Below are 24,027 nucleotides of genomic sequence, written 5' to 3'. Positions count from 1 at the left end.
GGGTGGACCTGCCATCATGGGGCCATGACGAACTCGACCATCCTCATCATCGGCGGCATCGTCCTTGCCGTCGTCATCATTCTTCTCATCGCGCTTGTCGTCATCGGGCGCAAGCGCGGTGAGTCCAAGACGGTCTCCTTCACCCCGAAGGAGGAGAAGGAGGAGCCGAAGGAGCTGACCCAGCAGGAGAAGTCCGGCAACTACCAGGCCAAGGGCGGCTTCAACTTCGCCGCCGGCGGGGGAGCGGCCCCGGGCGCGGCGGTCAGCGACTTCACCGGGGAGAAGAAGGCGGAGAAGCAGCCCGTCGCGGAGGCAGCCCCGAAGCCGGAACCGAAGAAGGCTGAGCCCGAGAAGATTGAGCCGGTCGAGAAGGAGGCCGCGGCCGAGAAGCCGGAGGTCCCGGAGCCGAAGGCCGAGCCGAAGAAGGCGGAGAAGCATGCGGCTGAGAAGGCCGAGCCGGTCGAGAAGAAGGCCGAGCCGGTCGAGGAGAAGAAGCCGGAGCCGAAGGTCGTCGACGAGAAGGAGCCCGAGGTCCCGGAGTCGAAGGCCGGGCAGCCTGCGGCTGAGAAGGCCGAGAAGACTGAGACCACCGCTGAGCCGGTCGAGGATAAGCCCGAGCCGGAGAGGTCGGAGCCGAAGATCGTAGAGGAGAAGGAGCCCGAGGTCCCGGACTCCGACGTCGAGGCGCGGGCCGCCGACACGGCCGAGGCGGACGAGGCCGAGACCGGCAAGGGCGCCGCGGGTGCCGCAGCTGCCGGTGCTGCGGGCGCAGCCGGCGTCGCCGGTGCCGCCGCTACGGCGGGGGAAACCTCCGCCGAGGAGAAGGATGAGGCCGAGCCCGCTGAGCCGGAGACCCCGGTCGAGCCAGAGACTGACGCTTCCGCCGAGGAGAGCCCGGAGGAGATCGCCGACGCCGCCGCCGACGAGGCCTCCACCGAGGACGGCTCGGCCACCGAGGCCGAGGCCGAGGAGGCCGCCGCCGCTGCCGCCGCCACCGCAGGCGCCGCCGAGGAGGCCCGCGAGTCCACCGAGGTCCCCGCCGAGCCCGCCGCCTCCCCGGAGCCGGAGGAGCCGGTCGAGGAGATCGCCCCGGCCGCCGGCCGCCTGGGCCGCCTGCGCGGCCGCCTGTCGCGCTCGCAGAACATGATCGGCAAGTCCGTGCTCGGCATCCTCTCCGCCGGCGACCTCGACGAGGACGCCTGGGAGGAGATCGAGGACACGCTGATCATGGCGGACCTGGGCACCAAGGTGACCATGGAGGCCGTCGACAAGCTGCGCGAGCGCATCGCCGAGCGCGGTGTCTCCAGCGAGGACGAGGCCCGCGCCATGCTGCGCGAGGTGCTCATCGAGGTCGGCCGCCCCGAGCTCGACCGCTCCATCAAGGCCATGCCCTACGACGGCAAGCCCGCCGTGGTGCTCATGGTCGGCGTCAACGGCACCGGCAAGACCACCACTACCGGCAAGCTCGGCCGCGTGCTCGTCTCCATGGGCCACAAGGTCCTCTTCGGCGCCGCCGACACCTTCCGTGCGGCCGCCGCCGACCAGCTGGAGACCTGGGGCCGCCGCGTCGGTGCCACCACCGTGCGCGGCGACGAGGGCGCCGACCCGGCCTCCGTGGCCTTCGACGCCGTGGCCCGCGGCATCGAGGAGCACGCCGACGTCGTGCTCGTCGACACCGCCGGCCGCCTGCACACCTCGGTCGGCCTGATGGACCAGCTCGGCAAGGTCAAGCGCGTCGTCGAGAAGCGCGCCAAGGTCGACGAGGTGCTGCTCGTGCTCGACGCGACCGTCGGCCAGAACGGCCTGATGCAGGCGCGCACCTTCCGCGACGTCGTCGACATCACCGGCGTGGTGCTCACCAAGCTCGACGGCACCGCCAAGGGCGGCATCGTCTTCCAGGTCCAGGAGGAGCTCGGCGTGCCCGTCAAGCTCGTCGGCCTGGGGGAGGGCGCCGACGACCTGGCGCCCTTCGAGGTCGAGGGCTTCGTCGACGCGCTGCTCGGCTGAGAGCCACCCCGTCGGCGACCCGGCCGACAGGCCCGCCGGGCGGCCCACCCGCTGACCGGCGCGCCTCCGGACAACCACCCGCAGAGTGACATGACGCACACTCTGCGGGTTTTGTCTTCGGCGATAAACCTATAGACCTACAGTTAGAAACCGCCAAGCCATCCCGACCAGGAGGAAAGACCATGAACCCCACCGAACTGGCGGCCGCGACCGGCGACTCCGCCTGGATGCTGGTCGCGGCGTCACTCGTGCTGCTGATGACGCCCGCCCTCGCGTTCTTCTACGGCGGCATGACCGGCAGGGCCGCCACCCTGAACATGATGATGATGTCCTTCGGCGCCCTCGGCGTGGTCGCCGTCGTCTACGTGCTGTGGGGCTGGTCGATGTCCTACGGCACCCGCTCCATCGCCGGGGTGGTCGCCGACCCCTTCGAGTTCTTCGGACTCCGCGGCACCGTCACCGACGATGCGGGGGAGTACCTCACCGGCGCCAACGGCTACGCCAACATCATCGACGTCGGCTTCCAGCTGACCTTCGCCGTGATCTCCACGGCGATCATCTCCGGCGCGCTGGCCGGCCGCGTGCGCTTCAGCACCTGGCTGACCTTCACCGCCCTGTGGAGCACCTTCGTCTACTTCCCGCTGGCCCACATGGTCTGGGGCGGCGGCCTGCTCTCCGGCGCCCCCGGCTCCCTGGCCGCCGCGCTCTTCGGCGCCGACGCCGAGGGAGAGGCCCTCATCGAGCCCATCGACTTCGCCGGGGGCACGGTCGTTCACATCTCCGCCGGCACCGCCGCCCTCGTGCTCGCGCTCGTCGTCGGCAGGCGCCGCGGCTTCCCCGGCAAGGTCTCCCGGCCCTCCTCGCTGCCGCTGGTCATGCTGGGTGCCGCACTGCTGTGGTTCGGCTGGTTCGGCTTCAACGGCGGCTCCGCCTTCGCCGCCGACGGCCTGGCCGGCCTGGCCTGGCTGAACACCACCGTCGCCGCGGCCGCGGCGATGCTCGGCTGGCTCGCCTGCGAGCGCCTGCGCGACGGCCGGCCCACCAGCCTCGGCGCCGCATCCGGCGTGGTCGCGGGACTCGTCGCCGTCACCCCGGCCGCCGGTGACCTCGTGCCGGCCACCGCGGTGCTGCTCGGCGCGGTCGGCGGCGTGCTCGCCTGTCTCGGCGTCGGCCTGAAGTACCGCTTCGGCTACGACGACTCCCTCGACGTCGTCGGCGTCCACCTGGTCGCCGGGCTCTGGGGCACCGTCGGCGTCGGCTTCATCGCCACCGACACCGGCCTGTTCACCGGCGGCGGCGTCGACGGCCTGAAGCTGCTGGCCGTCCAGGTCATCATCGCCGTCGTCGCCGTGCTCTTCGCCGGCGCCGTCACCGCCGTCATCGCCCTGGCGCTGGCCAAGACCGTCGGCTGGCGCGTCGACGCCGAGGCCGAGCACGACGGCATCGACCTCGCCGAGCACGCCGAGTCCGCCCGCGACCTCGGCGGCGAGCGCCCCGGCACCTCCCGTGGGGCCCTCGGCGCCCCGGTAGAATCGAAGACCACGGTCCCGACCGCCCCCGCCGTGCCGCGGGAAGTGCCGGCCACCGGCCGCGACGAGCGCGACGCCTGAGCCGCAGCAGAGTCCACCTCGAGAACAGGAGCCAGTACCGCCATGAAGCTAGTCACCGCGATCGTCAAGCCGTTCACCCTCACCGACATCCGCGCCGCCCTCGACCAGGCCGATGTCCACGGCATGACGGTCACCGAGGTCCAGGGCTACGGCCAGCAGCGCGGCCACACCGAGGTCTACCGCGGCGCGGAGTACGCCACCGACTTCGTGCCCAAGGTCAAGGTCGAGGTCCTCGTCGCCGACGACCAGGTCGCCGACGCCCTCGACGCGATCACGCAGGCCGCCTACACCGGCAAGGTCGGCGACGGCAAGGTCTGGGTCAGCCCCGTCGACCGGGTGGTGCGCGTGCGCACCGGCGAGGTCGACGACGACGCCCTGTGACCGCGTGACGACGTCGCGCCACACCCCGGCCCGCGCCCACGGCGCGGGCCGTACCGCACCCGCCGCCGAGGGCGCGGGGCCCGCGACGGCGACCGACGCGGCGTCGGCAATCGAACGCCGCAGGCTCGCCGGCCTCGAGCTGCCCGAAGGCACCGCGCTGGCGGCCACCGGCTCGCTCGCCCGCGGTGAGCTGACCGGCCACTCCGACCTGGACCTGGTGCTCATCCACCGTCCCGGCGCCGCACCGGACGCCGACGCCGTCGAGGCCGTCTGGGACGCCGCCCGGGCCTCCGGGCGCCACGTCGACCACGCGCTGCGCACCCCGGCCGAGAACGCCGAGGTGCTCGCCGCCGAGCCGACCGCCGCGCTCGCGCTGCTCGACCTGGCGCCCGTGGCCGGGGAGACCGCCCTGGTCGAGGAGGCCCGCCGGCTCGTGCTCACCGCCTGGCGCCGCGAGCTGCCCCGGCGCCTCGACGCGGTGCTCGACGCCGCCATCGGGAGGTGGCGCCGCTCCGGCTCCGTGGTCGCCATGACCCGCCCCGACGTCAAGCACGGCCGCGGGGGCCTGCGCGACCACGAGCTGCTGCGCGCCCTGGCGCTGGCCAACCTCTGCGACGCGCCGGCGCTCTCCGCCGAGCGTGACCTGCTGCTGCGCGTGCGCGCCGCCCTGCACCGCGTGGCCCGGCGCCGCCGCGACATCCTCGACCCCGAGTTCGCCGCCGACATCGCCGTCGAGCTCGGCTTCGCCGACCGCTTCGACCTCGCCCGCGGGGTCGCCGACGCCGGGCGGGCCATCGACGCCGCCCTGACCGCCGCCGTGACCGCCAGCCGCGACGTGCTGCGGACCCCGACACGGAGCGCCCCGCGCCGCCCGCTCGACGTCGACGTCGTCGAGTCCGGCGGGCAGGTGCGCCTGGCGCGCAACGCGGATCTCGCCGACCCGGGCCTGCCGCTGCGCGTGGCCGCCGTCTCCGCGCGCACCGGCCTGCCCGTCCCGGCGGCGATTTGGGACCGGCTCGCTGACGCCCCGGGCCTGCCGGAGCGACTGCCCAAGCCCGTCGCCGCCGACCTGGTCGCCGCCCTGTCCTCGCCGCTGCGCACCGCCGAGAACATCGCCGCACTCGACGCCCGCGGCCTGTGGGCGCCGCTGGTGCCCGAGTGGGACCGCATCCGCGGGCTCATGCCGCGCGAGCGCACCCACGTCCACACCGTCGAGCGCCACACCCTCGAGACCGTCGCCGGTTGCGCACGCGCCGCCATCCACGTCTCGCGACCGGACCTGCTGCTGATCGCCGGGCTCTACCACGACGTCGGCAAGGGCACCGGGCGCCCGCACGCCGCCGTCGGCGCCGAGGCCGTCGCCAGATTCGCCGGGCGCCTCGGCCTGCCGCTGCGCGACCGCTCCTGCCTGCAGACCGTCGTCGCCGAGCACTCCACCATCGCGCGCATCGCCGCCCGCCGCGACCCGAACGACCCCGCCGCCCTCGGCGAGCTCCTCGACGCCACCGCCCACGACCTGCGCACCATCGAACTGCTCGCCGCGCTCGTCGAGGCCGACTCGAAGGCGACCGGGCCCGGGGTGTGGACCCGCCAGCTCGCGCTGTGCCGCGACACGCTGCTCGCCGCCGCGCGCCGCAGGCTCTCGCGCTTCACCCCTCTCGCCCCGGTCGTCTCCGCGCCGGCCGACGGCGAGATGTCACTGGTGCCGCGCGGGGCGGGCCGCGGCGTGCTGCACTGGCGCGGCCGGCCGGGCGAGCTGTCCCGCCTGGTGGCCGTGTGCAACGCCCTGGCCTGGGTGATCGACCAGGCGCGCTGCCGTATCGACCCCGAGGGTCTCCTGGTCACCGAGCTTGAAGTGCGCGGCAGCGTCGGCGGGCGCCTCGACCTGCCCGGCTTCCGGCAGGCCTTCCTCTCCGGGGTGCACACCACCCCGCCGGTGCCCGCGCCCGGGCCCGTCGCCGTCTCCTGGGAGGGCCGCTTCGTCGACGTGCACACCCGCGACCGACCCGGCGTGCTGGCCGTGCTCGCCGACGTCCTGCCCGAATTCGAGTGGCTGACCCTGACGACGGCCGGGGCCACCGTCACCGCGCGCGCGGCGTTGCGGGCCCGGCCCGGCGTGGCCGAGAGACCCACGCTTGACGACGCCATGCGGGCCGCGCTGGGCGGAATGTGACCGGTCCCGGTCGCGGCGGCTACCATGGGTAGGCAATTCGCTTGAGGAGCCACGACCACGAGGGAGCGTAACCACACGTGTTTGAGTCACTGTCCGATCGTCTCGCAGGGGCGCTCAAGGGCATCCGGGGCAAGGGCAAGCTGACCGAGGCGGACATCAACGCCACCGCCCGGGAGATCCGCCTGGCCCTCCTGGAGGCCGACGTCTCGCTGCCGGTCGTCCGCGGCTTCATCAAGCGCATCAAGCAGCGCGCCGCCGGCTCCGAGGTCTCGCAGGCCCTCAACCCGGCCCAGCAGGTCATCAAGATCGTCAACGAGGAGCTCACCGACATCCTCGGCGGCGAGACCCGCCGGCTGAACCTGGCCAAGCGCCCGCCGACGGTCATCATGCTCGCCGGCCTGCAGGGCGCCGGTAAGACCACCCTGGCCGGCAAGCTCGCCCGCCACCTGGCCAAGCAGGGCCACACCCCGATGCTGGTGGCCTGTGACCTGCAGCGCCCGGGCGCGGTCCAGCAGCTGCAGATCGTCGGCGAGCGCGCCGGGGTGCCCACCTTCGCCCCGGAGCCCGGCGCCACGCTCGACTCCGCCAACGAGGAGGAGGCCCACTCGGGCACCGTCTCCCACGGTGACCCGGTCGCCGTCGCGCGCGCCGGTGTCGAGGAGGCACGGCGCACCCAGCACGACGTCGTCATCGTGGACACCGCCGGCCGCCTGGGCATCGACGAGACCCTGATGACCCAGGCCCGCGACATCCGCGACGCCGTCGAACCCGACGAGGTCCTCTTCGTCATCGACGCGATGATCGGTCAGGACGCGGTGACCACCGCCGAGGCCTTCCGCGACGGCGTGGACTTCACCGGCGTGGTGCTCACCAAGCTCGACGGCGACGCCCGCGGCGGTGCCGCCCTGTCGATCCGCGAGGTCACCGGCAAGCCGGTCATGTTCGCCTCCACCGGCGAGAAGCTCGACGACTTCGACGTCTTCCACCCGGAGCGCATGGCCAGCCGCATCCTGGGCATGGGCGACGTGCTCACGCTCATCGAGCAGGCCGAGGGCATGGTCGACGAGCAGACCGCCCAGAAGACCGCGCAGAAGATCGGCACCGGCGAGCTGACCCTCGAGGACTTCCTCGATCAGATGCTGATGATCCGCAAGATGGGTCCGCTGGGCAACCTGCTCAAGATGCTGCCCGGCGGCAAGCAGATGGACCAGATGGCCGACATGGTCGACGAGAAGCAGCTCGACCGCATCCAGGCCATCATCCGCGGCATGACCCCGGCCGAGCGTGACAACCCCAAGATCCTCAACGCCTCGCGCCGCAAGCGCATCGCCAACGGCTCGGGCGTGAAGGTCTCCGACGTCAACCAGCTGGTCGACCGCTTCTTCGAGGCCAAGAAGATGATGGGCAAGATGGCCGGCCAGTTCGGCATGGGCGGCTCCAAGCGCAGCGCCACCAAGAAGCGCCCGAAGGGACGCAAGAACAAGAAGGGCAAGCGCAAGGGCGGCGGCCGCAAGGCCCCGCAGATGCCGGGCATGGGCGGCGGCATGCCGAGCATGGCCGAGCTGCAGAAGATGCAGGAGCAGATGGGCGGCGGCATGCCCGGGATGGGCGGCGGCATGCCGGGTCTGGGCAAGATGGGCATGCCCAAGATGCCCAAGGGCATGGAGAACATCGACCTGGACAACCTCGACTTCGGCCAGGGCAAGAAGAAGTAACTCGGCGAGCCACCGGTGTGGGGGCTCGGCCTGCGGCCTCCCGGCTTCCCAGACAGTGAAAGGCGCCACCTGCGGTGTGCAGGTGGCGCCTTTCCCGTGGGTCGTGGCGGTCGGGGCCGTCAGGCGCCCGGCCGGGGTGGCCCGGCCGGCCGCGGTGCCCGGGCTAGCCGGGGTGGCCCGGCCGGCCGCAGTGGGTCACTGCTTGGCGATGCCGTAGGAGTCGTAGAGCTTCACCTCGCGCTCCCCGCCGCCGTGGAGGTCACCCTCGACGAAGTAGAAGTCGATCTTGAAGTTCTCCGGGGTCACGGTGTAGACCGCGAAGGTCTGCAGCTGCGACTGGCGGTCGTTCTCGTGCGACTCGGCGAAGCGGTCGACCTGGTTGGGCTGCTCGGCGACGTCGTAGAGGCCGTTCCAGAGGTCGACGTCCTCCTCGCTCATCCAGTCCAGCTTCGGACGCACGTGGTGGACGTGGTCGGCGCCCTTCTGGTAGATCGCGTCGTAGTTCTTCGTGCCCGAGGTGTTCGGGATGACGTAGGTGACGCCGTCCGGGTTGACGTGGTGCTCGACGCCGTCGATCTCCCTCTTCTCGGTGTCCTCGACCTCGCCGTAGGCGTAGTTGTCCGGGGTGTAGACCAGCGACTTGGTGCGCGTCAGGTTGTGGTCGTGGCCCTGCATGACCACGTCGACGTCGAGCTCGTCGGCGAGCTTGACGAACTCCTCGCGGGTGACCTGCACGTCCTCGTCCTGCAGCGCGTGGTAGGACGCCGAGTAGACGGGCTTGTGGTAGGCCAGCACGATCCAGTCGGCGCCGTCGGCGCGGGCCTGCTCGATGTCGGCCCTGGCCCACTCCATCTGCTCGGCGCCGATGGCGCCCTCCTCCGGGTTGTCGTCCGACTTCTTGTTGTCGTTGGTGTTCAGGACGACGAAGTGGGCGCCGGCGTAGTCGTAGGAGTAGTAGGAGCCGCCGTCGACGGCGTCGTTGGCCGCCGGGACGTTGGTGTGCTCGTTGAAGGCGGTGGTGTCCAGCTCGTCCTGCCAGCCGACGGTGTACTCGTCGTGGTTGCCCGCGGTGTAGGCGTGCGGCAGGTTCATGTTGGACTCGCGCGACATGTCCAGGTTGTCGACCCACTCGTCCTCGACCTGCGCGATCTCGACGAAGTCGCCGGTGTGCAGGGCGAAGTCGGCGTCCGGGGCGACCTCCATGGCGTGGGCCAGGGTGTCGGCGCCGTAGGCGGCCTCGTTGTTGACGTTGGCGTTCCAGTAGGCGTTCTGGGTGTCGGTGTAGTGGATGAACTGGAACTCGTCGGTGTCCGCGCTGGCGGTGCGGAAGGATCCGGTCTCGGTGAAGCCCTCCTCCTCGCTGCCGAGCTGGAAGTAGTACTGCGTGTCCGGCTCGAGCCCCGTGGCGGTGGCCTTGTTCGTGTGCTCCTGGACCTCCTGCAGCCCCAGGTAGCCCAGGTCGCTGCCCTCGGCGGTCCACTGGGTGTTCTCCAGGGTGATCTGCTCGTCGGTGAAGTAGCCGAGGACCTCCTCGGGCTCGCCGGCGTCGTCGAGCAGGAACTCGCCCTCCTCGTCCGTGGTCACCGAGGCGTAGATGTAGTGGCCGTCGGCGTCGCGCTCGGCGTACTCGGAGGTGACCTCGGCGGTCTCGGCGGGGAACTCCCGGGCGTCGGCGAGGTCCTCGGAGGTGGACACGCGCACCATGGGGGAGTCCGTGGCGTCGGTGGTGTACCAGTTGAAGGACATCGAGGTCGAGGGGTCCTCGGGGATGTTCATCGCCACGCGGTTCGGCTCGTTGTTCTCCTCGACCTCGGCGACCTCCGGCTTGGTGTCGCTCAGCTCGATCAGGTCGAGGCCGTTGCGCTCGCCGTAGACCGGGTCGACCTCGGCGCCGGCCGAGGTGGTGGTCTCCTGGGACTGCTCGGGGTCGGTGCCGGAGCAGCCGACGAGGACGGCCGCGGCGGTGACCACTGCGGCGGTGGTCCGCCAGGGACGGAGGGTGGTGGACATGGGTGGGCTCCTGTCTGTGTCAAAGGCTGGGGTCCACCTGAAAATTATTGCCGATTAAGGTTCCGGCCAGCTTTCCCGAAGGTCGACGGGAAGTGAACGCTCGGTGCCCGTCAGGTTGCCCGTATTCTGTGCTCAGGTTCCCCCTCGGCAGGGACGGCGGGGCTGTCTACGAACCCGCCCGGCGCCGGTCGACCACCTTTCCGGTGAACGGCAGCGCGATCCAGGCTCCGACGCCGGCAAAAGGTGCGGCGGTCCGGGGCTAGAGCATGTCCTCCGGGCAGACCCCGTTGCGGTCGCGCGCGAAGCGGTCGGCACCGGCGCGCAGCAGCATGTCGACGATCTGCGAGTCCGGCAGGTTGTGGGCGCAGGCCTGCCACAGCGCGGTGCGTCCGTCGTTGTCGCGGGCCTCGAGGTCGGCGCCCGCGGCCAGGAGCTGCTCGACGACGGCCTCGGCGCCCGCACGGGCGCCGTGGTGCAGGGCGGTGGCCCCCGCGACGTCGGCAAGCGTCACGTCCGCGCCGCGGTCCAGCAGGGCGGCGGCGACGAAGAGGTTGTCCCGGCCGGCGGCCAGCATCAGGGCCGTGCGCCCGTCGGTGGTCCGCGCGTCCACCCCGGAGGTGGCCAGCAGGCGTTCGAGGCCCGCGATATCCGCGGTGAGCACCAGAGACTCGAGGCGGGAGTCGTCGACGTAGCGGATCACCGCGTAGCCGCGGCGGGCGGCGGGAAGCAAGCTCACGCGTGCATATGTTACCCCTGTGCGCAGGCGATTTCCATGCTCGCGCGGGCGCGGGTATCCTTGGTCGGGTTGTGTGCCGTTACGTGGCGCGCACACCCCTGCGTCATCGCCGCAACCGACCCCGGTCGGCCGGCCTGATCACGGCGCAGGTTAATCCCAAGGGTTGAACCGGCCCGCCGGAGAAGACGGCGGGTGTCCGAACTGCCCAGTGACCAGAAAGGTGGCCCCTTCATGGCCGTCAAGCTCAAGCTGCAGCGCATCGGTAAGCTGCGCACCCCGCACTACCGCATCATCGTCGCCGACGCCCGCTCCAAGCGCGGTGGCAAGGCGATCGAGAACCTCGGCATCTACCAGCCGAAGGTCGAGCCCTCCTACATCCGCCTCGACTCCGAGCGCGTCCAGTACTGGCTCGGCGTCGGCGCCCAGCCGACCGAGCCCGTGCTCGCCATCCTGAAGGTGACCGGCGACTGGCAGAAGTTCAAGGGCCTGCCGGGCGCCGAGGGCACCTACAAGGAGCCGGAGGCCAAGCCGTCCAAGCTGGACCTGTTCAACGCCGCCCTCTCCGAGGCCAACAACGGCCCGTCCGCCGAGGAGGTCCTCGAGGCCAAGCGCAAGGAGCGCGAGGCCGCCGAGGCCAAGGCCGCCGCCGAGAAGGAGGCCGAGGAGAAGGCCGCCGCCGAGGCCGCCAAGGCTGAGGAGGCCGCCGAGGCCTCCGAGTCCGAGGAGTCCACCGAGGAGGCCGAGGAGAAGTCCGAGTAGAGGATTTCCCCGGCTCCGGGTGCACCCCGGGACCGAGAACAAGGGCCGCAGGTTGTTCCTGCGGCCCTTTTCCGTGCGCTCAGTCCGTGGTGTCCGTCGCGTCCTCGGCGTCGTCTGTGTCGCGCGCGCCTGCCGCACCCGGGGCGTCCGGTGCCTCCGGGTCCCGCGGCACCGAGTGCCGCTCGCCGGTGAGCATGCTCAGCAGGAACACCGACTCGCCCTCGTTGTCGGCCGGGGCCTCGATCCAGTGCACCAGTCCGGCGGGCATGTGCACCACCACCCCGGGCACCAGGTCGACGACCTGCCCGCAGCCGCACTCGCAGCCGTAGCGCACGTGGCCGGTCAGGCACTGCACCGTGATCGGGTGGGCCGCCGAGTGCCGGATCATCGACTGGCCGGGGCGGAAGCGCATCGCGATCAGGTTGACCCCGTCGCCCTCGAGCAGGCGCTGGACGGCCGGCCGGTTGCCCGTGCGCGGCGCCGGGGCGAGCGCGGGCACGTCGTAGACGGTCATGTCGTGCACGGCGCCGGCGGCCGGCGCCCCGAAGGTCCCCGGGGTGAACTCGGGTACGCCGGGCCTAGGCATCCTCGGCCTCCGTCCCGCTTTCCGACGCCCCGTCGCCCGCCGTGGGCGTTTCCGTCGCCGTGGGTGCGTCCGTCGCCGTGGGCGCGTCGTCGTCGCGGCGACGCAGGACGGCGCCGATGGCGGCGAGGTGCCCGGCGTGGTCGGAGAAGGTCTTGCGCATGGCCAGCACGCGGGTGCGGATCTCGCGGTCGCGCAGCACGTTGAACACGATCCGGGCGGTGCCGGCCAGGCCCTCGTCGGCGAGCACGCGGCGCGGCTCGAGCAGCGACATCGGCGCGCGGTAGGTGTCCACGACCTCGAAGCCGGCCTCCTCGGCCAGGTGCGACCACTCCGCGAAGGTCAGGGGGCGGGCGTTGACCTTGATCGCGCGGGCCAGCCGCTTGCGGATGTCGGTCTTGACCTCGTCCGCCAGGTCGTCGGGGGCCAGGGCGAGCTCGTGGATCGCGTAGAGGCCGCCGGGGCGCAGCAGCCGGTGGGCCTCGGCCATGATGGCCGACTTGTGCCGGTCGGTCTGCATGGTCAGCATGGCCTCGCCGATCACGGCGTCGGCGCAGCCGGACTCCAGCCCGGTCGACTCGGCGTCGGCGACGACGAGGCGGTGGTCGGCCACCGCGGCGTCGTCGAGCAACGCGCGCACGTGGGCCAGGGCGTCGGCGTCGGAGTCGACGCCGGTGTAGGAGCCGGGGGCGGCGGCGAGCATCTCGCGGGCGGTCACCCCCAGTCCCGGGGCGAACTCGACGACGTCGCGGCCGGCGAGGTCGAGGTGGTCGAGCAGCCAGTCGGTGGTCTCGCGCCCGCCGGGGCGCAGGACCTTCTTGCCCACGCGGGCGAGCAGCCAGTGTCCGGACGCGTGGGCGGCGTCGCGGTCGGCCTGGGGCAGGGGAGCGGTGGTGTCCATGAGGTTTACCTTACCCCGGGAAAGCCATTTAACCCCCATACAGGCGTGGAAAAGATCTGCCGGGGCGCACACGACGACGCCCGGCCCCCGCGTGCGGGGACCGGGCGTCGTCGGCGTCTTCCGGCGGTGGCCGGCGGCCGGAGGGTCGGTCAGTCACGACCGACCGGCCGGCGGGCCGTGGACCTTACTTCCCGCCGCGCGGGGCGGTGGTGTGGTCCCGGGCGGTCTCGCCCTCGGCGTAGAGCGGCATGTCCGCCTTCGCCTTGTAGAACGGCGCGTTGTTCGGCGCCAGCGGCTTGCGGCCGCGGATGAGGTCGGCGGCCTTCTCGGCGACCATCATCGTCGGCGCGTAGATGTTGCCGTTGGTGATGTTCGGGAAGACGGAGGCGTCGACCACGTAGAGGTTCTCGGTGCCGTGCACGCCCATGGTGTCCGGGTCGACGACGGCCATCGGGTCGGAGGCCGGCCCCAGCTTCGCGGTGCAGGAGGGGTGCAGCGCGGTCTCGGCGTCGTTGCGGACCCACTCGAGGATGTCCTCGTCGGACTCGACGTCCTTGCCGGGCGAGATCTCGTAGTCCCAGTACTCGCGCATCGCCTTGGTGTCGAGCAGGCGGCGGGAGACCCGCACGGCCTCGACCCACTCGCGGCGGTCCTGCTCGGTGCGCAGGTAGTTGAACAGGATCGACGGCTTCTTGCGCGGGTCCTTGCTCGTGATGCGCACGTGGCCCTTGGTGTCGGAGTACATCGGGCCGACGTGGAACTGGAAGCCGTGGTCGGAGTCCGACTTCGTGCCGTCGTAGCGGATGGCCGCCGGCAGGAAGTGGAACATCAGGTTCGGGTAGTCCTCGTCGTCGTTGGAGCGGGCGAAGCCGCCGCCCTCGAAGTGCGAGGAGGCCACCGGGCCGGTCTTGGACAGGATCCACTGCAGGCCGATGAAGGGACGCTTCCACAGCTTCAGGGCCGGCTGGATCGAGACGGGCTTGGTCACGTTGTACTGGATGTAGACCTCGAGGTGGTCCTGGAGGTTCTCGCCGACGCCGGGCAGGTCGGAGACGACGTCGATGCCGTTGGGCTCCAGCAGCTCCCGGTCGCCGACGCCGGAGAGCTGCAGCAGCTGCGGGGTGTTGAAGGCGCCGCCGCAGAGGATGACCTTGTCGGCGGTCACGCGGCGCTTCCTGCCCTTCCACTCGTACTCGACGCCGACGGCCTTGGTGCCCTCGAAGAGCACCTTGGTGGTGAAGGCGCGGGTGCGCACCTCGAGGTTGTCGCGGTCCTTGACCGGGTACAGGTAGGCGCGGGGGGCGGAGAGGCGCTTGCCCTTGTGGATGTCACGGTCGAAGGGGGCGAAGCCCTCCTGGCGGTAGCCATTGACGTCGTTGGTCAGGTTGTAGCCGGCCTCCTGCACGGAGCGGAAGAAGGCCTGGAACAGCGGGGAGGTGGCCGGACCGCGGGTCAGCTTCAGCGGGCCGTCGTGGCCGCGGCGCGGGTCGTCCGGGTCGGCGGCCAGCGCGGTCTCCATCTTGTTGAAGTAGGGCAGGCAGTGGGCGTAGTCCCAGTTCTCCATGCCCTCGTGGTTGCCCCACTTCTCGTAGTCCATGGGGTTGCCGCGCTGGAAGATCATGCCGTTGATGGAGCTCGAACCACCCAGCACCTTGCCGCGCGCGTGGTAGATGCGCCGGCCGTTCATCTCCGGCTCCGGCTCGGACTCGTAGCCCCAGTCGTAGTGCTTGTTGCCGATGGGGAACGAGAAGGCCGCCGGCATGTGGATGTAGAGGTCCCACCAGGAGTCCGGACGGCCGGCCTCGAGGACGAGCACGTCGGTCTCGGGGTCCTCGGTGAGTCGGTTGGCGATCACCGAGCCCGCGGAGCCGCCGCCGACGACGATCGCGTCGCGGTGCTTGTCCTGGATGAACTCGTAGTCCTCGGACTTGCCGGTCAGCTTGCTGAAGAAGTTCGAGATTGCGCTCATGCGTTCCTTCCGTTGGCTGTAGAGGGACGGCGATTACCCGGACGCAATTCTGCGGGTCACGCCCGGTCGGTCGTAGTCGCCGGAAGCGTTCCTTCTCGCGCTTTTCGCGCGATTGGACAAGGTACTACTTTAATCCAAATGGGCCTATATGTCAACTATAGAAGCCTGGGGTGCTGGCTATAAGGCCTGGTTAGAACATACTTCCGCGCGGATGGTCGCCGGCGTCGGCGCAGGCAGCGTCGTAAATTTCCATGGTCATCCACGCGCATTGTGGCGTGTTTAACGCAAGGTAAACACACGGCATAAAAAGTGTGAATGCAATCGGAAACACGGGAAATTGACGACGCCCCCGGCCGGGCGCGCGGTCACCGTCGGCGCGGGCGGTGCGGGTAGCATTGCGGGACATGGAACTGAGGATCGGACGGGTGGTCAAGACCCACGGAATCCGCGGCGAGGTCGTCGTCGACCCGACCACGGACGCCCCCGAGGAGCGCTTCGCCGTCGGTGGGCACCTCGTCGGACGCCAGCACGGGCGCACCCACGAGCTGACCGTCGTCGGCGTGCGCCCGCACAAGGGGCGCCTGCTCGTCAGCTTCGAGGAGATCGCCGACCGCACCGCCGCCGAGAGCCTGCGCGGCACCCAGTTCTTCGCCGCCCCGCGCGAGGACCCCGACGACGACGGCTACTACGACCACCAGCTCGAGGGCCTGGCCGTGCTGCGCGACGGCGAGCGCGTCGGCACCGTCACCGGTGTCACCCACGCCCCGGCGCAGAACCTGCTCGAGATCGAGTTGGCCGCAGGCGGCGAGGCGCTGGTGCCGTTCGTCGCCGACATCGTCCCCGAGGTCGACCTGGACGCCGGGACGCTGACCGTCGACCCGCCGGAGGGCCTGCTCGACCTCTAGGGCGGCTAGACTGCGCCACGTGCGCCTCGACGTCATCACCATCTTCCCCGATTACCTCGACCCCCTGCGCCACGCCCTGCTGGGCAAGGCCATCGAGCAGGGCCGCCTGTCGGTCGGCGTGCACGACCTGCGCGACTGGGCGCCGGGCGTGCACCAGTCCGTCGACGACTCGCCCTACGGCGGCGGGCCCGGCATGGTCATGAAACCGGAGGTGTGGGGCCCGGCCCTCGACGACGTCGCCGCCGGGCGCGCCGGCCAAGAGCTGGCCAGCGCCGAGCCGCACCGCGACGCCGCGCGCCACGACGAGCTCAACGGCGTCGCCCCGCAGGCCTACCCCGGCGAGAACGCCGACCTGCCGCTGCTGATCGTGCCGACGCCTGCGGGTCGCCCCTTCACCCAGGCCGACGCGCGCGCCTGGTCCGCCGAGGACCACATCGTCTTCGCCTGCGGGCGCTACGAGGGCATCGACCAGCGCGTCATCGACGACGCCGCCGCCCGCTACCGCGTGCGCGAGGTCTCCATCGGCGACTACGTGCTCATCGGCGGCGAGGTCGCCGCCCTCGTCATCGCCGAGGCCGTCGTGCGGCTGATCCCCGGCGTGCTGGGCAACCGGCGCAGCCACGAGGAGGACAGTTTCTCCGACGGGCTGCTCGAGGGGCCCTGCTACACCAAGCCGCGCAGCTGGCGCGGGCTCGACGTGCCCGAGGTGCTCTTCTCCGGCGACCACGCCCGCGTCGACCGCTGGCACCGCGAGCGCTCCCTGGAGCGCACCTGGCGGCGCCGGCCTGAGCTTCTCGACGCCGTGGAACTCACCGCGGCGGACAGGGACTTCCTCGCGGGGCTCGCCGAGGCCGACGCGGAGGCGGCGGCTCCCGCTGAGGGCGACGCCAGCCGCGCGGTGCACTGCAGTCTGCAGCTGCTCATCCCGCCGGTCGAGTGGCCGGCGATCGCCGAGGCGATGCCGGACAAACTCGCCGCCGCGGGTGTCACGGGCGCGCAGGTCTGGGCCGCCGAGACCGACTTCACCTGCGAGCCGGACAACATGCTGGTCACTGAGTACGCCCAGCGCGAGGGCCACCCGCCGATCGCCGAGGTGCTCCACCGGGTGACCGTCACCGGCACCACCGGGCTGGAGCTCCGCGAGGTGACCAGGGCCGTCGTCGCCGCCCTTCCGGAGGGCGCCTACTGGTACGGCTCCTCCTACGAGGGCGCGGCGGACCCGGAGGCCGGCGACGCCGGCTCGGCCGCCTGCGCCTGGCAGGCCGAAGACTGACCTTGGGCGGCTGACCGGGGGCCGCCCGCCCGGTGGGCTACCGTGCGCGGCGCCGGTGGCGGCGCACGGCCTGGCGGTTGGCGCACGCCGGCGAGCAGTAGCGCTGGGTGCGGTTGCGTGAGCGGTCCGCGAAGACCGTCCGGCAGCCCTCGGCCGCGCAGGTCGCGATCGCGTCGGTGCCGCGCTCGATGAGGAACAGCGCGGTGCCCACCGAGAGCATCGTGCACACGATCCGCGCCGTCGACGCCGGTGCCGGACGGTAGTGCAGGTGCCAGCCGTCACGGGCGTGGTCGGTCAGCTGCGGCGGGCCCGCCCAGGCCGCCAAAAGCTCGTTGACCCGCCCGATCCGGGCGGCCTCGTCCGTGCCGGGGTCCGGCACCGCGGCCCAGGAGTCGAGGAAGTCCAACACCTGCCCGAGGTCCTTCTGTGTCGTCTCCTCCTCGAGGTTCAGTCCGTGCTCGGCGCAGACCGCGTCGAGCTCGGCGGGGGAGGAGGGCGGCTGATTGTGCAGCGCACAGGCGAGAACGACCGCGTCCGAGCCGTAAGGGTTGATATGCATAATGCCATTACACCAGACTGAGGCCCATGACTGAAGTACTTGCCGCGGGACTGCCCTGGGAGGGCTCCCTCGGGGACGCGGGCCTGTGGCTCGCCCTGCTGGCCCTGCTCGCCGTCGGCGTCGCCGCCGGCATCGTCGACGCCACCACCGGTGGCGGCGGCATGCTGCAGATTCCGGCGCTGTTCGCCCTGGCCGGCCCCGGCGCCGGCGCGGTCGCGCCGATCATGGCGCTCAACAAGGTCTCCGCCGCGGTGGGAAACGCCGTCTCCTTCACCCGCTTCCGACGCACGGAGGGTGTGGCCAGCCCGGACCGGCGCACCACGGCGGTGGCGCTCGGGGCGGGCCTTCCCGGCGTGATCGCCGGCGTGTGGCTGGCCAGCAGGCTCGACACCGACCAGTTCACCCCGCTCCTGGTGGCCTCGCTGGTCGTCGTGCTCGCCTACGTGCTGCTCATCCAGCCCCGCGTGCGCGTGCCCGAGCGCGCCGGGGCGCCGACGGCCGGGGTGCTCGCCGGGATGGCCGGCGGTGTGATCGTGCTCGGCTTCTACGACGGCCTGCTGGGGCCGGCCACCGGCAGTATCCTCATCCTCGTCATGCAGTTCGTGCTCGGTGCGGGACTGCGCACCGGCCTGGCCACCGCGAAGCTGGTCCAGCTGCTGTTCAACCTGACCGGCGCGATCTCCTACGCGCTGGTGGCGATGCCCGCGCTCGCCGCGGTGGTCGCGCTCTCGGCGGGCAACGCCGTCGGCGGCTGGCTGGGCACCCGGATCGTCGCGCGCATCGACGACCGCGTGCTGCGCCTGCTCGTCGCCGCCGGCGTGGCCGGTGCCATCGTGCTGACGGTCACGACTCATTGAGGTCCCGAGGCGCTGAGACCGCGGCTCGGGTGACGGTCGGTGGGGGATTCGGCCGGCACGGCCCCGGCCCTCAGACCTGCGAGTGCCGGGGGAGCGGCGCGCCGCGCCGATGCGGAAGGGAAGATCAACGCTTCCGAATGTGTCCGAAATGACGTGGGATCGTGTCCGGTTGATTTCCGGATGCCTGTTAAATCGAAATAACATTGACAGGCACTGTTAATCGACCCGAAAGCGAGCTTCCATGCTGGCTTCAATCCTCGACCCCACCTCCGGGGTCGCCATCGTGCTGCAGATCCTGGTGATCCTCGGCTGTCTGCTGACGGGCACCCGCTTCGGCGGCATCGGGCTGGGCCTCATCTCCGGTATCGGCCTGGTCATCCTCGTCTTCCTCTTCGGCCTGGCCCCCGGCGAGCCGCCGGTGTCGGTGATGCTGACCATCGTCGCCGTCATCGGGTGTGCGGCCACCCTGCAACAGGGCAAGGGCCTCGACGTGATGATGCAGTTCGCCGAGAAACTGCTGCGCAAGAAGCCGGAGATGGTCACCATCCTGGCGCCGATCACCACCTGGTCGCTGACCGTGCTGTGCGGCACCGGCCACGTCGTCTACACGATGTTCCCGATCATCCAGGACATCGCGCTGAAGAAGGGCATCCGCCCCGAGCGCCCCATGGCCGTCTCCTCGACCGCCGCGCAGATGGGCATCACCGCCTCCCCGGTCTCGGTGGCCACCGTCTCGCTGGCCTCCATCCTCGCGGAGAACGCCGGGATCACCCACGTCTCCTTCTCCATCCCGCAGATCCTCATGGTCGCCATGCCGGCCTCCCTGTCCGGCGTGCTGCTCGCCGCGCTGTGGTCGATGCGCCGCGGCAAGGACCTGGACAAGGACCCGGCCTTCCAGGAGCGCATGAAGGACCCGGAGTTCGCCGCCCAGCTCGAGGGCCAGGGCCAGACCCTGATCGGCAAGACCTTCCCGCCGTCGGCCTACCGGGCCGTGTGGATCTTCTTCACCGTCATCGTCCTCGTGGTCATCCTCGGCGCCTTCGAGGGCCTGCGCCCGTCGTTCCCGGACGACGACGGTGCGGCCAAGCCGCTGTCGATGAACCTGGTCATCCAGATGCTCATGCTCGTCGGCGGCGCGGTGATCCTGCTGGCCTGCAAGGTCGACCACAAGAAGATCGCCTCGACGGCCGTCTTCAAGGCCGGCATGACCGCCGTGTTCTCCGTCTTCGGTGTCGCCTGGATGGCGGACACGTTCTTCTCGGCGCACCTCGACCAGCTCACCGACGTCCTCGGTGAGGTCGTCGCAGCCGCCCCGTGGACCTACGCGCTGGCCCTGCTGATCACCTCGAAGCTGGTCAACTCCCAGGGCGCCGCCCTGGTCGCCATCGCCCCGATCGGTCTGGCCCTCGGCGTGGACCCCGTGGTCGTCATCGGCTTCTACGGCGCCGCCTACGGCTACTGGATCCTGCCGACCTACCCCTCGGACCTGGCCTGCATCGGCTTCGACACCACGGGCACCACGCGCATCGGCAAGTTCGTGATCAACCACTCGTTCCTGATCCCGGGGGCGATCTGCGTGTTCACCTCCTGCGTCGTCGGCTCCGGCCTGGCGCAGCTGCTGCTCTAGGCTCTCGCCCCCGCGTAGCGGTTGAGCACCGCGGCCGCGCCCTCGGGGTCCGAGCAGGTCGCCGCGAAGGTGCGCCCGCCGGTCAGTCGCAGGCGCAGTGCCGTGCCGCCGCGGGTGACCAGGGCGGTGGCCCCGGGCTGGGTGCGGTAACCCCAGCCGCCCCACTGGCCGGGGCGCAGCTCGAAGACCTCGGCGCTCTCGATCTCGGCGGCCGGCACCAGCGAGTCCGGCCAGCCGAAGATCCCGGTGTAGTGCAGGCCCGCGGCGTCCGCCCGCAGCCGCCAGCCGCCGGCGAAGAGCACGGCCGCGACCGTCAGCGCCGTCGCGCCCAGCGCGAACAGGCTCGCGGTCACGATGGTCAGCGCCACCATGGCGAGGACCAGCACGACGAGGAAGGCGCGCATCCCGGCGGGGTAGACCGCCGCGCCGGCCCACGCCACCGCCCCGCCCGCCGGCACCTCGGCGGGCGCGGGCGTGCGCGCGGCGTCGTCAATCGTGGGCCTCGGGGGAACGAGGCCGATGAACACCGCCAACCCCACACCGAAGAGCAGGGTGGCGGCGAAGTCGGAGAACTCCAGCCGGGCCGCGGCGGCGTCGGGGAGTCCCGCATTGGCCGTCGCGATGCCGACCTGGACCGCCGAGGTCACGCCCAGGCTGAAGGCCCAGGTCGCGGTGATCCACCGGCTGCTCGCCACGCGGGCGGTGGCGACGAAGGCGGCCAGGAGCAGCACGTTGAGTGCGAGCATGCCGGCCCAGGCGGCCCAGGGGGCCGCGAAGCCGTCGGCCACGCCCTGCAGGTCGAAGTGAATGGCGGCGGGGTCGGGCGACTGCGGCACGCGCAGGGCCGACCAGACGGCGGCGCCGGCGACGACGAGCGCGCCGAGTCCTCCGGTGACCAGCGGGTATCGGGCGGTGAATGTCATGACAGTCCTTTCCGGTGCAGCAGCTGCACCACGTCATCGAGGGAGGCGTCGGCGGCACGGGCGGCGTCGGCCAGCCGTGCGGCGAGCGCGTCGAGGTCGGGGTCGGTCGAGGGGGCCTGCGGGGCTGGGGAAGGGGCGGGGCTGCGCGCGGGGGTCGGTGCGGGAGTCTGTGTGGCATCCCGTGCGGGCGCCGGTGCGGCCGCACGCACCACGGCCCCGCGGCCGCGGCGCAGGTCGATCAGGCCCTCGTCGCGCAGCAGCCGGTAGGCCTGCAGCGTGGTGTTGCGGTTGACGTCCAGCGAGCGGGCGAGCTGCGCGGCGGTGGGCAGCCTCTCGCCGCGGGCGAGCGTGCCGTCGCGGATCTGGGCCGCGGTCTGCAGCGCGATCTGCCGGTAGATCGGCGTGGGGTCGGAGGGGTCGGTGCGGATGATCACGGGGACAAGTATAGATGAACTAGTACAACTAGTTCAATAGTCACTTTCGGTGGTACGCACCCCGGACGCACCCCGGACGCACCCCGGACGCATCCCGGACGCATCCCGGACGCACCCCGGACGCACGCCGGACGCACGCCGGGCGCCCCGCGCGCACCCGCGCGAGCCCGGGAATCGTGCGGCCCCTAGAATCACCCCAATGATCTCCACCCGTATCGCAGAGGAACTCGGGGTGCGCACCGACCAGGTCGACGCCGCCCTCGCGCTGCTCGACGAGGGCAACACCGTGCCCTTCATCGCCCGCTACCGCAAGGAGGCCACCGGCGGCCTCGACGACACCCAGCTGCGCCGCCTCGAGGAACGCGCCACGTACCTGCGCGAACTCGAGGAGCGCAAGGAGACAGTGCTCGCCGCCATCGAGGAGCAGGGCAAGCTGACCGACACCCTGCGCGGGCTGATCGCCGCCTGCGAGACCAAGGCACGCCTGGAGGACCTCTACCGGCCGTTCAAGAAGCGCCGCAAGACGCGTGCCGACAAGGCCCGCGAGGCGGGACTCGCCCCGCTGGTGGAGAAGCTCATCGCCGAGCCCGGCGCCGACCCGGCCGCGCTGGCCGAGGCCTTCACCACCGACGGCTACGAGGACACGGCCGCCGCGCTCGAGGGCGCGCGCGACATCCTCGTCGACGACCTGGCCATGGACGCCGACCTGGTCGGCGAGGTGCGCGAGGAGTTCTACTCCCGCGGCACCGTCAGCTCCGGGGTCATCGAGGGCAAGGAACAGGAGGGCCAGAAGTACCGGGACTACTTCGAGTTCTCCGAGCCGTTGACCGAGCTGCCCGGCCACCGCATCCTCGCGCTGCTGCGCGGCGAGAAGGAGGGCGTGCTCCACCTCGGCCTCGACGGCGGCGACGAGACCTTCTACACCGGGCTGATCGCCCGCCGCGCCGAGCTGCCCGTCGAGAGTTCCGGCTGGCTTTCCGACGCCGTGGGCTTCGGGTGGCGCACCAAGCTCGCCGTGAGCGCGGGACTGGACGCGCGCATGCGCCTGCGCGAGCGCGCCGAGGACGACGCGCTGGGCATCTTCGCGACCAACCTGCGCGACGTGCTGCTGGCCGCCCCGGCCGGCCAGCGCGCCGTGCTGGGGCTGGACCCCGGCTACCGCAACGGCGTCAAGTGCGCCGTCGTCGACGCCACCGGCAAGGTGCTCGACACCGTCGTCGTCCACCCGCACGCCCCGCAGAACCGCTGGGACGCCGCCCGCGACACCCTGGCCGGCCTCGCCGCCGAGCACGGCGTCGAGCTGATCGCCGTGGGCAACGGCACCGCCTCGCGCGAGTCCGACAAGCTGGCCGGCGAGGTCGCCGACCTCATCGCCGCCGCCGGCGGCACGCGGCCGACCCCGGTGGTGGTCAGCGAGTCCGGCGCCTCGGTCTACTCGGCCAGCGAGGTCGCCGCCGCCGAGTTCCCGGACATGGACGTCGCCCTGCGCGGCGCGGTCTCCATCGCCCGCCGCCTGCAGGACCCGCTCGCCGAGCTGGTCAAGGTCGACCCGAAGGCCATCGGTGTGGGCCAGTACCAGCACGACGTCAACCAGACCCGGCTCGCCCACACCCTCGACGACGTCGTCGAGGACGCCGTCAACGGCGTCGGCGTGGACCTCAACACCGCCTCGGTGCCGCTGCTCGAGCGCGTCGCAGGCATCTCGGCGACCGTGGCCGGCAACATCGTCGCCTACCGCGACGAGCACGGCAGCTTCACCACCCGCAAGGAGCTGGGCAAGGTTCCGCGCCTGGGGCCGAAGGCCTTCGAGCAGTCCGCGGGCTTCCTGCGCATCAACAACGGCACCGACCCGCTGGACGCCTCGGCCGTGCACCCGGAGGCCTACCCGGTGGTGCGCCGCATCGCCGAGGCCACCGGCCTGGGCGTGGCCGAGCTGATCGGCAAGAGTGACGTGCTCAAGAAGCTCAAGCCCGCCGACTTCGCCGACGAGCGCTTCGGCGTGCCCACGGTCACCGACATCATCGCCGAGCTGGACAAGCCCGGCCGCGACCCGCGCCCGGAGTTCCGCACCGCCGAGTTCCGCGAGGGCGTAGAGAAGGTCTCCGACCTGACCCCGGGCATGGTGCTCGAGGGCACCGTGACCAACGTCGCCGCCTTCGGCGCCTTCGTCGACGTGGGCGTCCACCAGGACGGCCTGGTGCACGTCTCGGCGATGTCGCGGTCCTTCGTCGAGGACCCGCACGACGTCGTCCACTCCGGCCAGGTGGTCAAGGTCAAGGTCATGGACGTCGACGTCGAGCGCCAGCGCATCGGGCTCTCCCTGCGCCTGGACGACGAGCCCGGTGAGGACAACCGGAAAGGCAGGGGCTCCCGCCGCGGCGGCCGTTCGGGGGAGAAGAACTCCGGCGCCGGCGCCGGCGGGCGGGGCAACTCCCGTGGCAACGGCCGCGGCAGGAACGGCTCGCGCGGCAACGGGCGAGGCAAGGGCCGCGGCGGAAACGGACGCGGCAACGGCCGGTCGGGTCGCGGTCGCGGCGGCAACTCCGGCGGCGGCGCGATGGCCGACGCCCTCAAGCGCGCCGGGCTCGCCGACTAGGCGGTGCCG

Annotated in this window: 18 protein-coding genes and 1 pseudogene; 11 read left to right on the top strand and 8 right to left on the bottom strand. The window is 71.7% G+C overall.

All coding sequences use genetic code 11. From position 1 onward, the window contains the following. Positions 1-24 precede the first annotated feature (24 nt). From ftsY to ffh, 5 genes are all read left to right on the top strand, one after another. Positions 25-2,007, top strand: coding sequence for a signal recognition particle-docking protein FtsY (gene ftsY / locus CFRA_RS07480; RefSeq protein ID WP_075664128.1), 1,983 nt, complete (start codon positions 25-27; stop codon positions 2,005-2,007). A gap of 182 nt (positions 2,008-2,189) precedes the next feature. Next, the gene (locus CFRA_RS07475) at positions 2,190-3,617 is read left to right on the top strand and encodes an ammonium transporter (RefSeq protein ID WP_075664127.1); all 1,428 of its coding nucleotides are present in this window, start codon (positions 2,190-2,192) and stop codon (positions 3,615-3,617) included. Between the two features lie 42 nt (positions 3,618-3,659). Continuing rightward, positions 3,660-3,998 (top strand): P-II family nitrogen regulator, encoded by a 339-nt coding sequence (locus tag CFRA_RS07470; protein ID WP_075664126.1) that lies wholly within the window; start codon positions 3,660-3,662, stop codon positions 3,996-3,998. 4 nt (positions 3,999-4,002) lie between these two features. Beyond that, positions 4,003-6,171, top strand: a complete 2,169-nt coding sequence (locus CFRA_RS07465) for an HD domain-containing protein (RefSeq protein ID WP_245797516.1) — start codon at positions 4,003-4,005, stop codon at positions 6,169-6,171. A 77-nt stretch (positions 6,172-6,248) separates the two neighbouring features. Continuing rightward, positions 6,249-7,886 (top strand): signal recognition particle protein, encoded by a 1,638-nt coding sequence (gene ffh, locus CFRA_RS07460; RefSeq protein WP_075664125.1) that lies wholly within the window; start codon positions 6,249-6,251, stop codon positions 7,884-7,886. Positions 7,887-8,081: 195 nt separating this feature from the next. On the opposite strand, the gene CFRA_RS07455 is transcribed toward ffh, so the two are convergent. Together CFRA_RS07455 and CFRA_RS07450 are read right to left on the bottom strand one after the other, a co-directional pair. Beyond that, positions 8,082-9,896, bottom strand: coding sequence for a purple acid phosphatase family protein (locus CFRA_RS07455; protein ID WP_075664124.1), 1,815 nt, complete (start codon positions 9,894-9,896; stop codon positions 8,082-8,084). 259 nt (positions 9,897-10,155) lie between these two features. Further along, positions 10,156-10,632 (bottom strand): ankyrin repeat domain-containing protein, encoded by a 477-nt coding sequence (locus tag CFRA_RS07450; RefSeq protein WP_083666894.1) that lies wholly within the window; start codon positions 10,630-10,632, stop codon positions 10,156-10,158. 231 nt (positions 10,633-10,863) lie between these two features. Here CFRA_RS07450 and rpsP point away from each other — a divergent pair, with 231 nt between their 5' ends. Further along, positions 10,864-11,391: a 30S ribosomal protein S16 gene (rpsP, locus tag CFRA_RS07445; protein ID WP_075664123.1), complete on the top strand. Its 528-nt coding sequence runs from the start codon at positions 10,864-10,866 to the stop codon at positions 11,389-11,391. Between the two features lie 79 nt (positions 11,392-11,470). Here the strand turns inward: rpsP and CFRA_RS07440 are convergent, their stop codons facing one another. The 3 genes from CFRA_RS07440 to betA all read right to left on the bottom strand — a co-directional run bounded on the left by CFRA_RS07440 (position 11,471) and on the right by betA (position 14,844). After that, positions 11,471-11,977 (bottom strand): cupin domain-containing protein, encoded by a 507-nt coding sequence (locus tag CFRA_RS07440; protein WP_075664122.1) that lies wholly within the window; start codon positions 11,975-11,977, stop codon positions 11,471-11,473. Continuing rightward, positions 11,970-12,875: a class I SAM-dependent methyltransferase gene (locus CFRA_RS07435; RefSeq protein ID WP_075664121.1), complete on the bottom strand. Its 906-nt coding sequence runs from the start codon at positions 12,873-12,875 to the stop codon at positions 11,970-11,972. The genes CFRA_RS07440 and CFRA_RS07435 overlap by 8 nt, the downstream gene beginning before the upstream one ends. Positions 12,876-13,059: 184 nt before the next feature. Then, positions 13,060-14,844: a choline dehydrogenase gene (gene betA / locus CFRA_RS07430; RefSeq protein ID WP_075664120.1), complete on the bottom strand. Its 1,785-nt coding sequence runs from the start codon at positions 14,842-14,844 to the stop codon at positions 13,060-13,062. A gap of 404 nt (positions 14,845-15,248) precedes the next feature. Between betA and rimM the strand changes: the two genes are divergently transcribed. Both rimM and trmD read left to right on the top strand, forming a co-directional pair. Continuing rightward, positions 15,249-15,749 (top strand): ribosome maturation factor RimM, encoded by a 501-nt coding sequence (rimM, locus tag CFRA_RS07425; protein ID WP_075664119.1) that lies wholly within the window; start codon positions 15,249-15,251, stop codon positions 15,747-15,749. Between the two features lie 19 nt (positions 15,750-15,768). Continuing rightward, positions 15,769-16,584, top strand: a pseudogene (trmD, locus tag CFRA_RS11880) (tRNA (guanosine(37)-N1)-methyltransferase TrmD); the annotation flags it as partial. Positions 16,585-17,059: 475 nt separating this feature from the next. Here the strand turns inward: trmD and CFRA_RS07415 are convergent. Next, entirely contained in the window at positions 17,060-17,581 is a 522-nt protein-coding gene (locus CFRA_RS07415; RefSeq protein WP_075664117.1) for a CGNR zinc finger domain-containing protein, read from the bottom strand. A 26-nt stretch (positions 17,582-17,607) separates the two neighbouring features. On the opposite strand from CFRA_RS07415, the gene CFRA_RS07410 reads away from it, so the two are divergent. Together CFRA_RS07410 and CFRA_RS07405 are read left to right on the top strand one after the other, a co-directional pair. Next, entirely contained in the window at positions 17,608-18,438 is an 831-nt protein-coding gene (locus CFRA_RS07410) for a sulfite exporter TauE/SafE family protein (RefSeq protein ID WP_075664116.1), read from the top strand. A gap of 241 nt (positions 18,439-18,679) precedes the next feature. Next, positions 18,680-20,065 (top strand): anaerobic C4-dicarboxylate transporter, encoded by a 1,386-nt coding sequence (locus CFRA_RS07405; RefSeq protein WP_075664115.1) that lies wholly within the window; start codon positions 18,680-18,682, stop codon positions 20,063-20,065. On the opposite strand, the gene CFRA_RS07400 is transcribed toward CFRA_RS07405, so the two are convergent. Both CFRA_RS07400 and CFRA_RS11975 read right to left on the bottom strand, forming a co-directional pair. Further along, complete coding sequence (locus CFRA_RS07400; protein ID WP_075664114.1) at positions 20,062-20,988, bottom strand: DUF1648 domain-containing protein; 927 nt, start codon at positions 20,986-20,988, stop codon at positions 20,062-20,064. The genes CFRA_RS07405 and CFRA_RS07400 overlap by 4 nt on opposite strands. Further along, entirely contained in the window at positions 20,985-21,422 is a 438-nt protein-coding gene (locus CFRA_RS11975; RefSeq protein WP_075664113.1) for a GntR family transcriptional regulator, read from the bottom strand. Before CFRA_RS11975 ends, CFRA_RS07400 begins: the two co-directional genes overlap by 4 nt. A 199-nt stretch (positions 21,423-21,621) precedes the next feature. On the opposite strand from CFRA_RS11975, the gene CFRA_RS07390 reads away from it, so the two are divergent. Further along, complete coding sequence (locus CFRA_RS07390) at positions 21,622-24,018, top strand: Tex family protein (protein WP_075664112.1); 2,397 nt, start codon at positions 21,622-21,624, stop codon at positions 24,016-24,018. The last annotated feature ends 9 nt before the right edge of the window (positions 24,019-24,027 follow it).

The organism is Corynebacterium frankenforstense DSM 45800 (assembly GCF_001941485.1).
In the GTDB taxonomy this organism is placed as follows: domain Bacteria; phylum Actinomycetota; class Actinomycetes; order Mycobacteriales; family Mycobacteriaceae; genus Corynebacterium; species Corynebacterium frankenforstense.
Note: the sequence above shows the minus strand (reverse complement) of the source record. Positions and strands in the feature narration are given on the sequence as shown.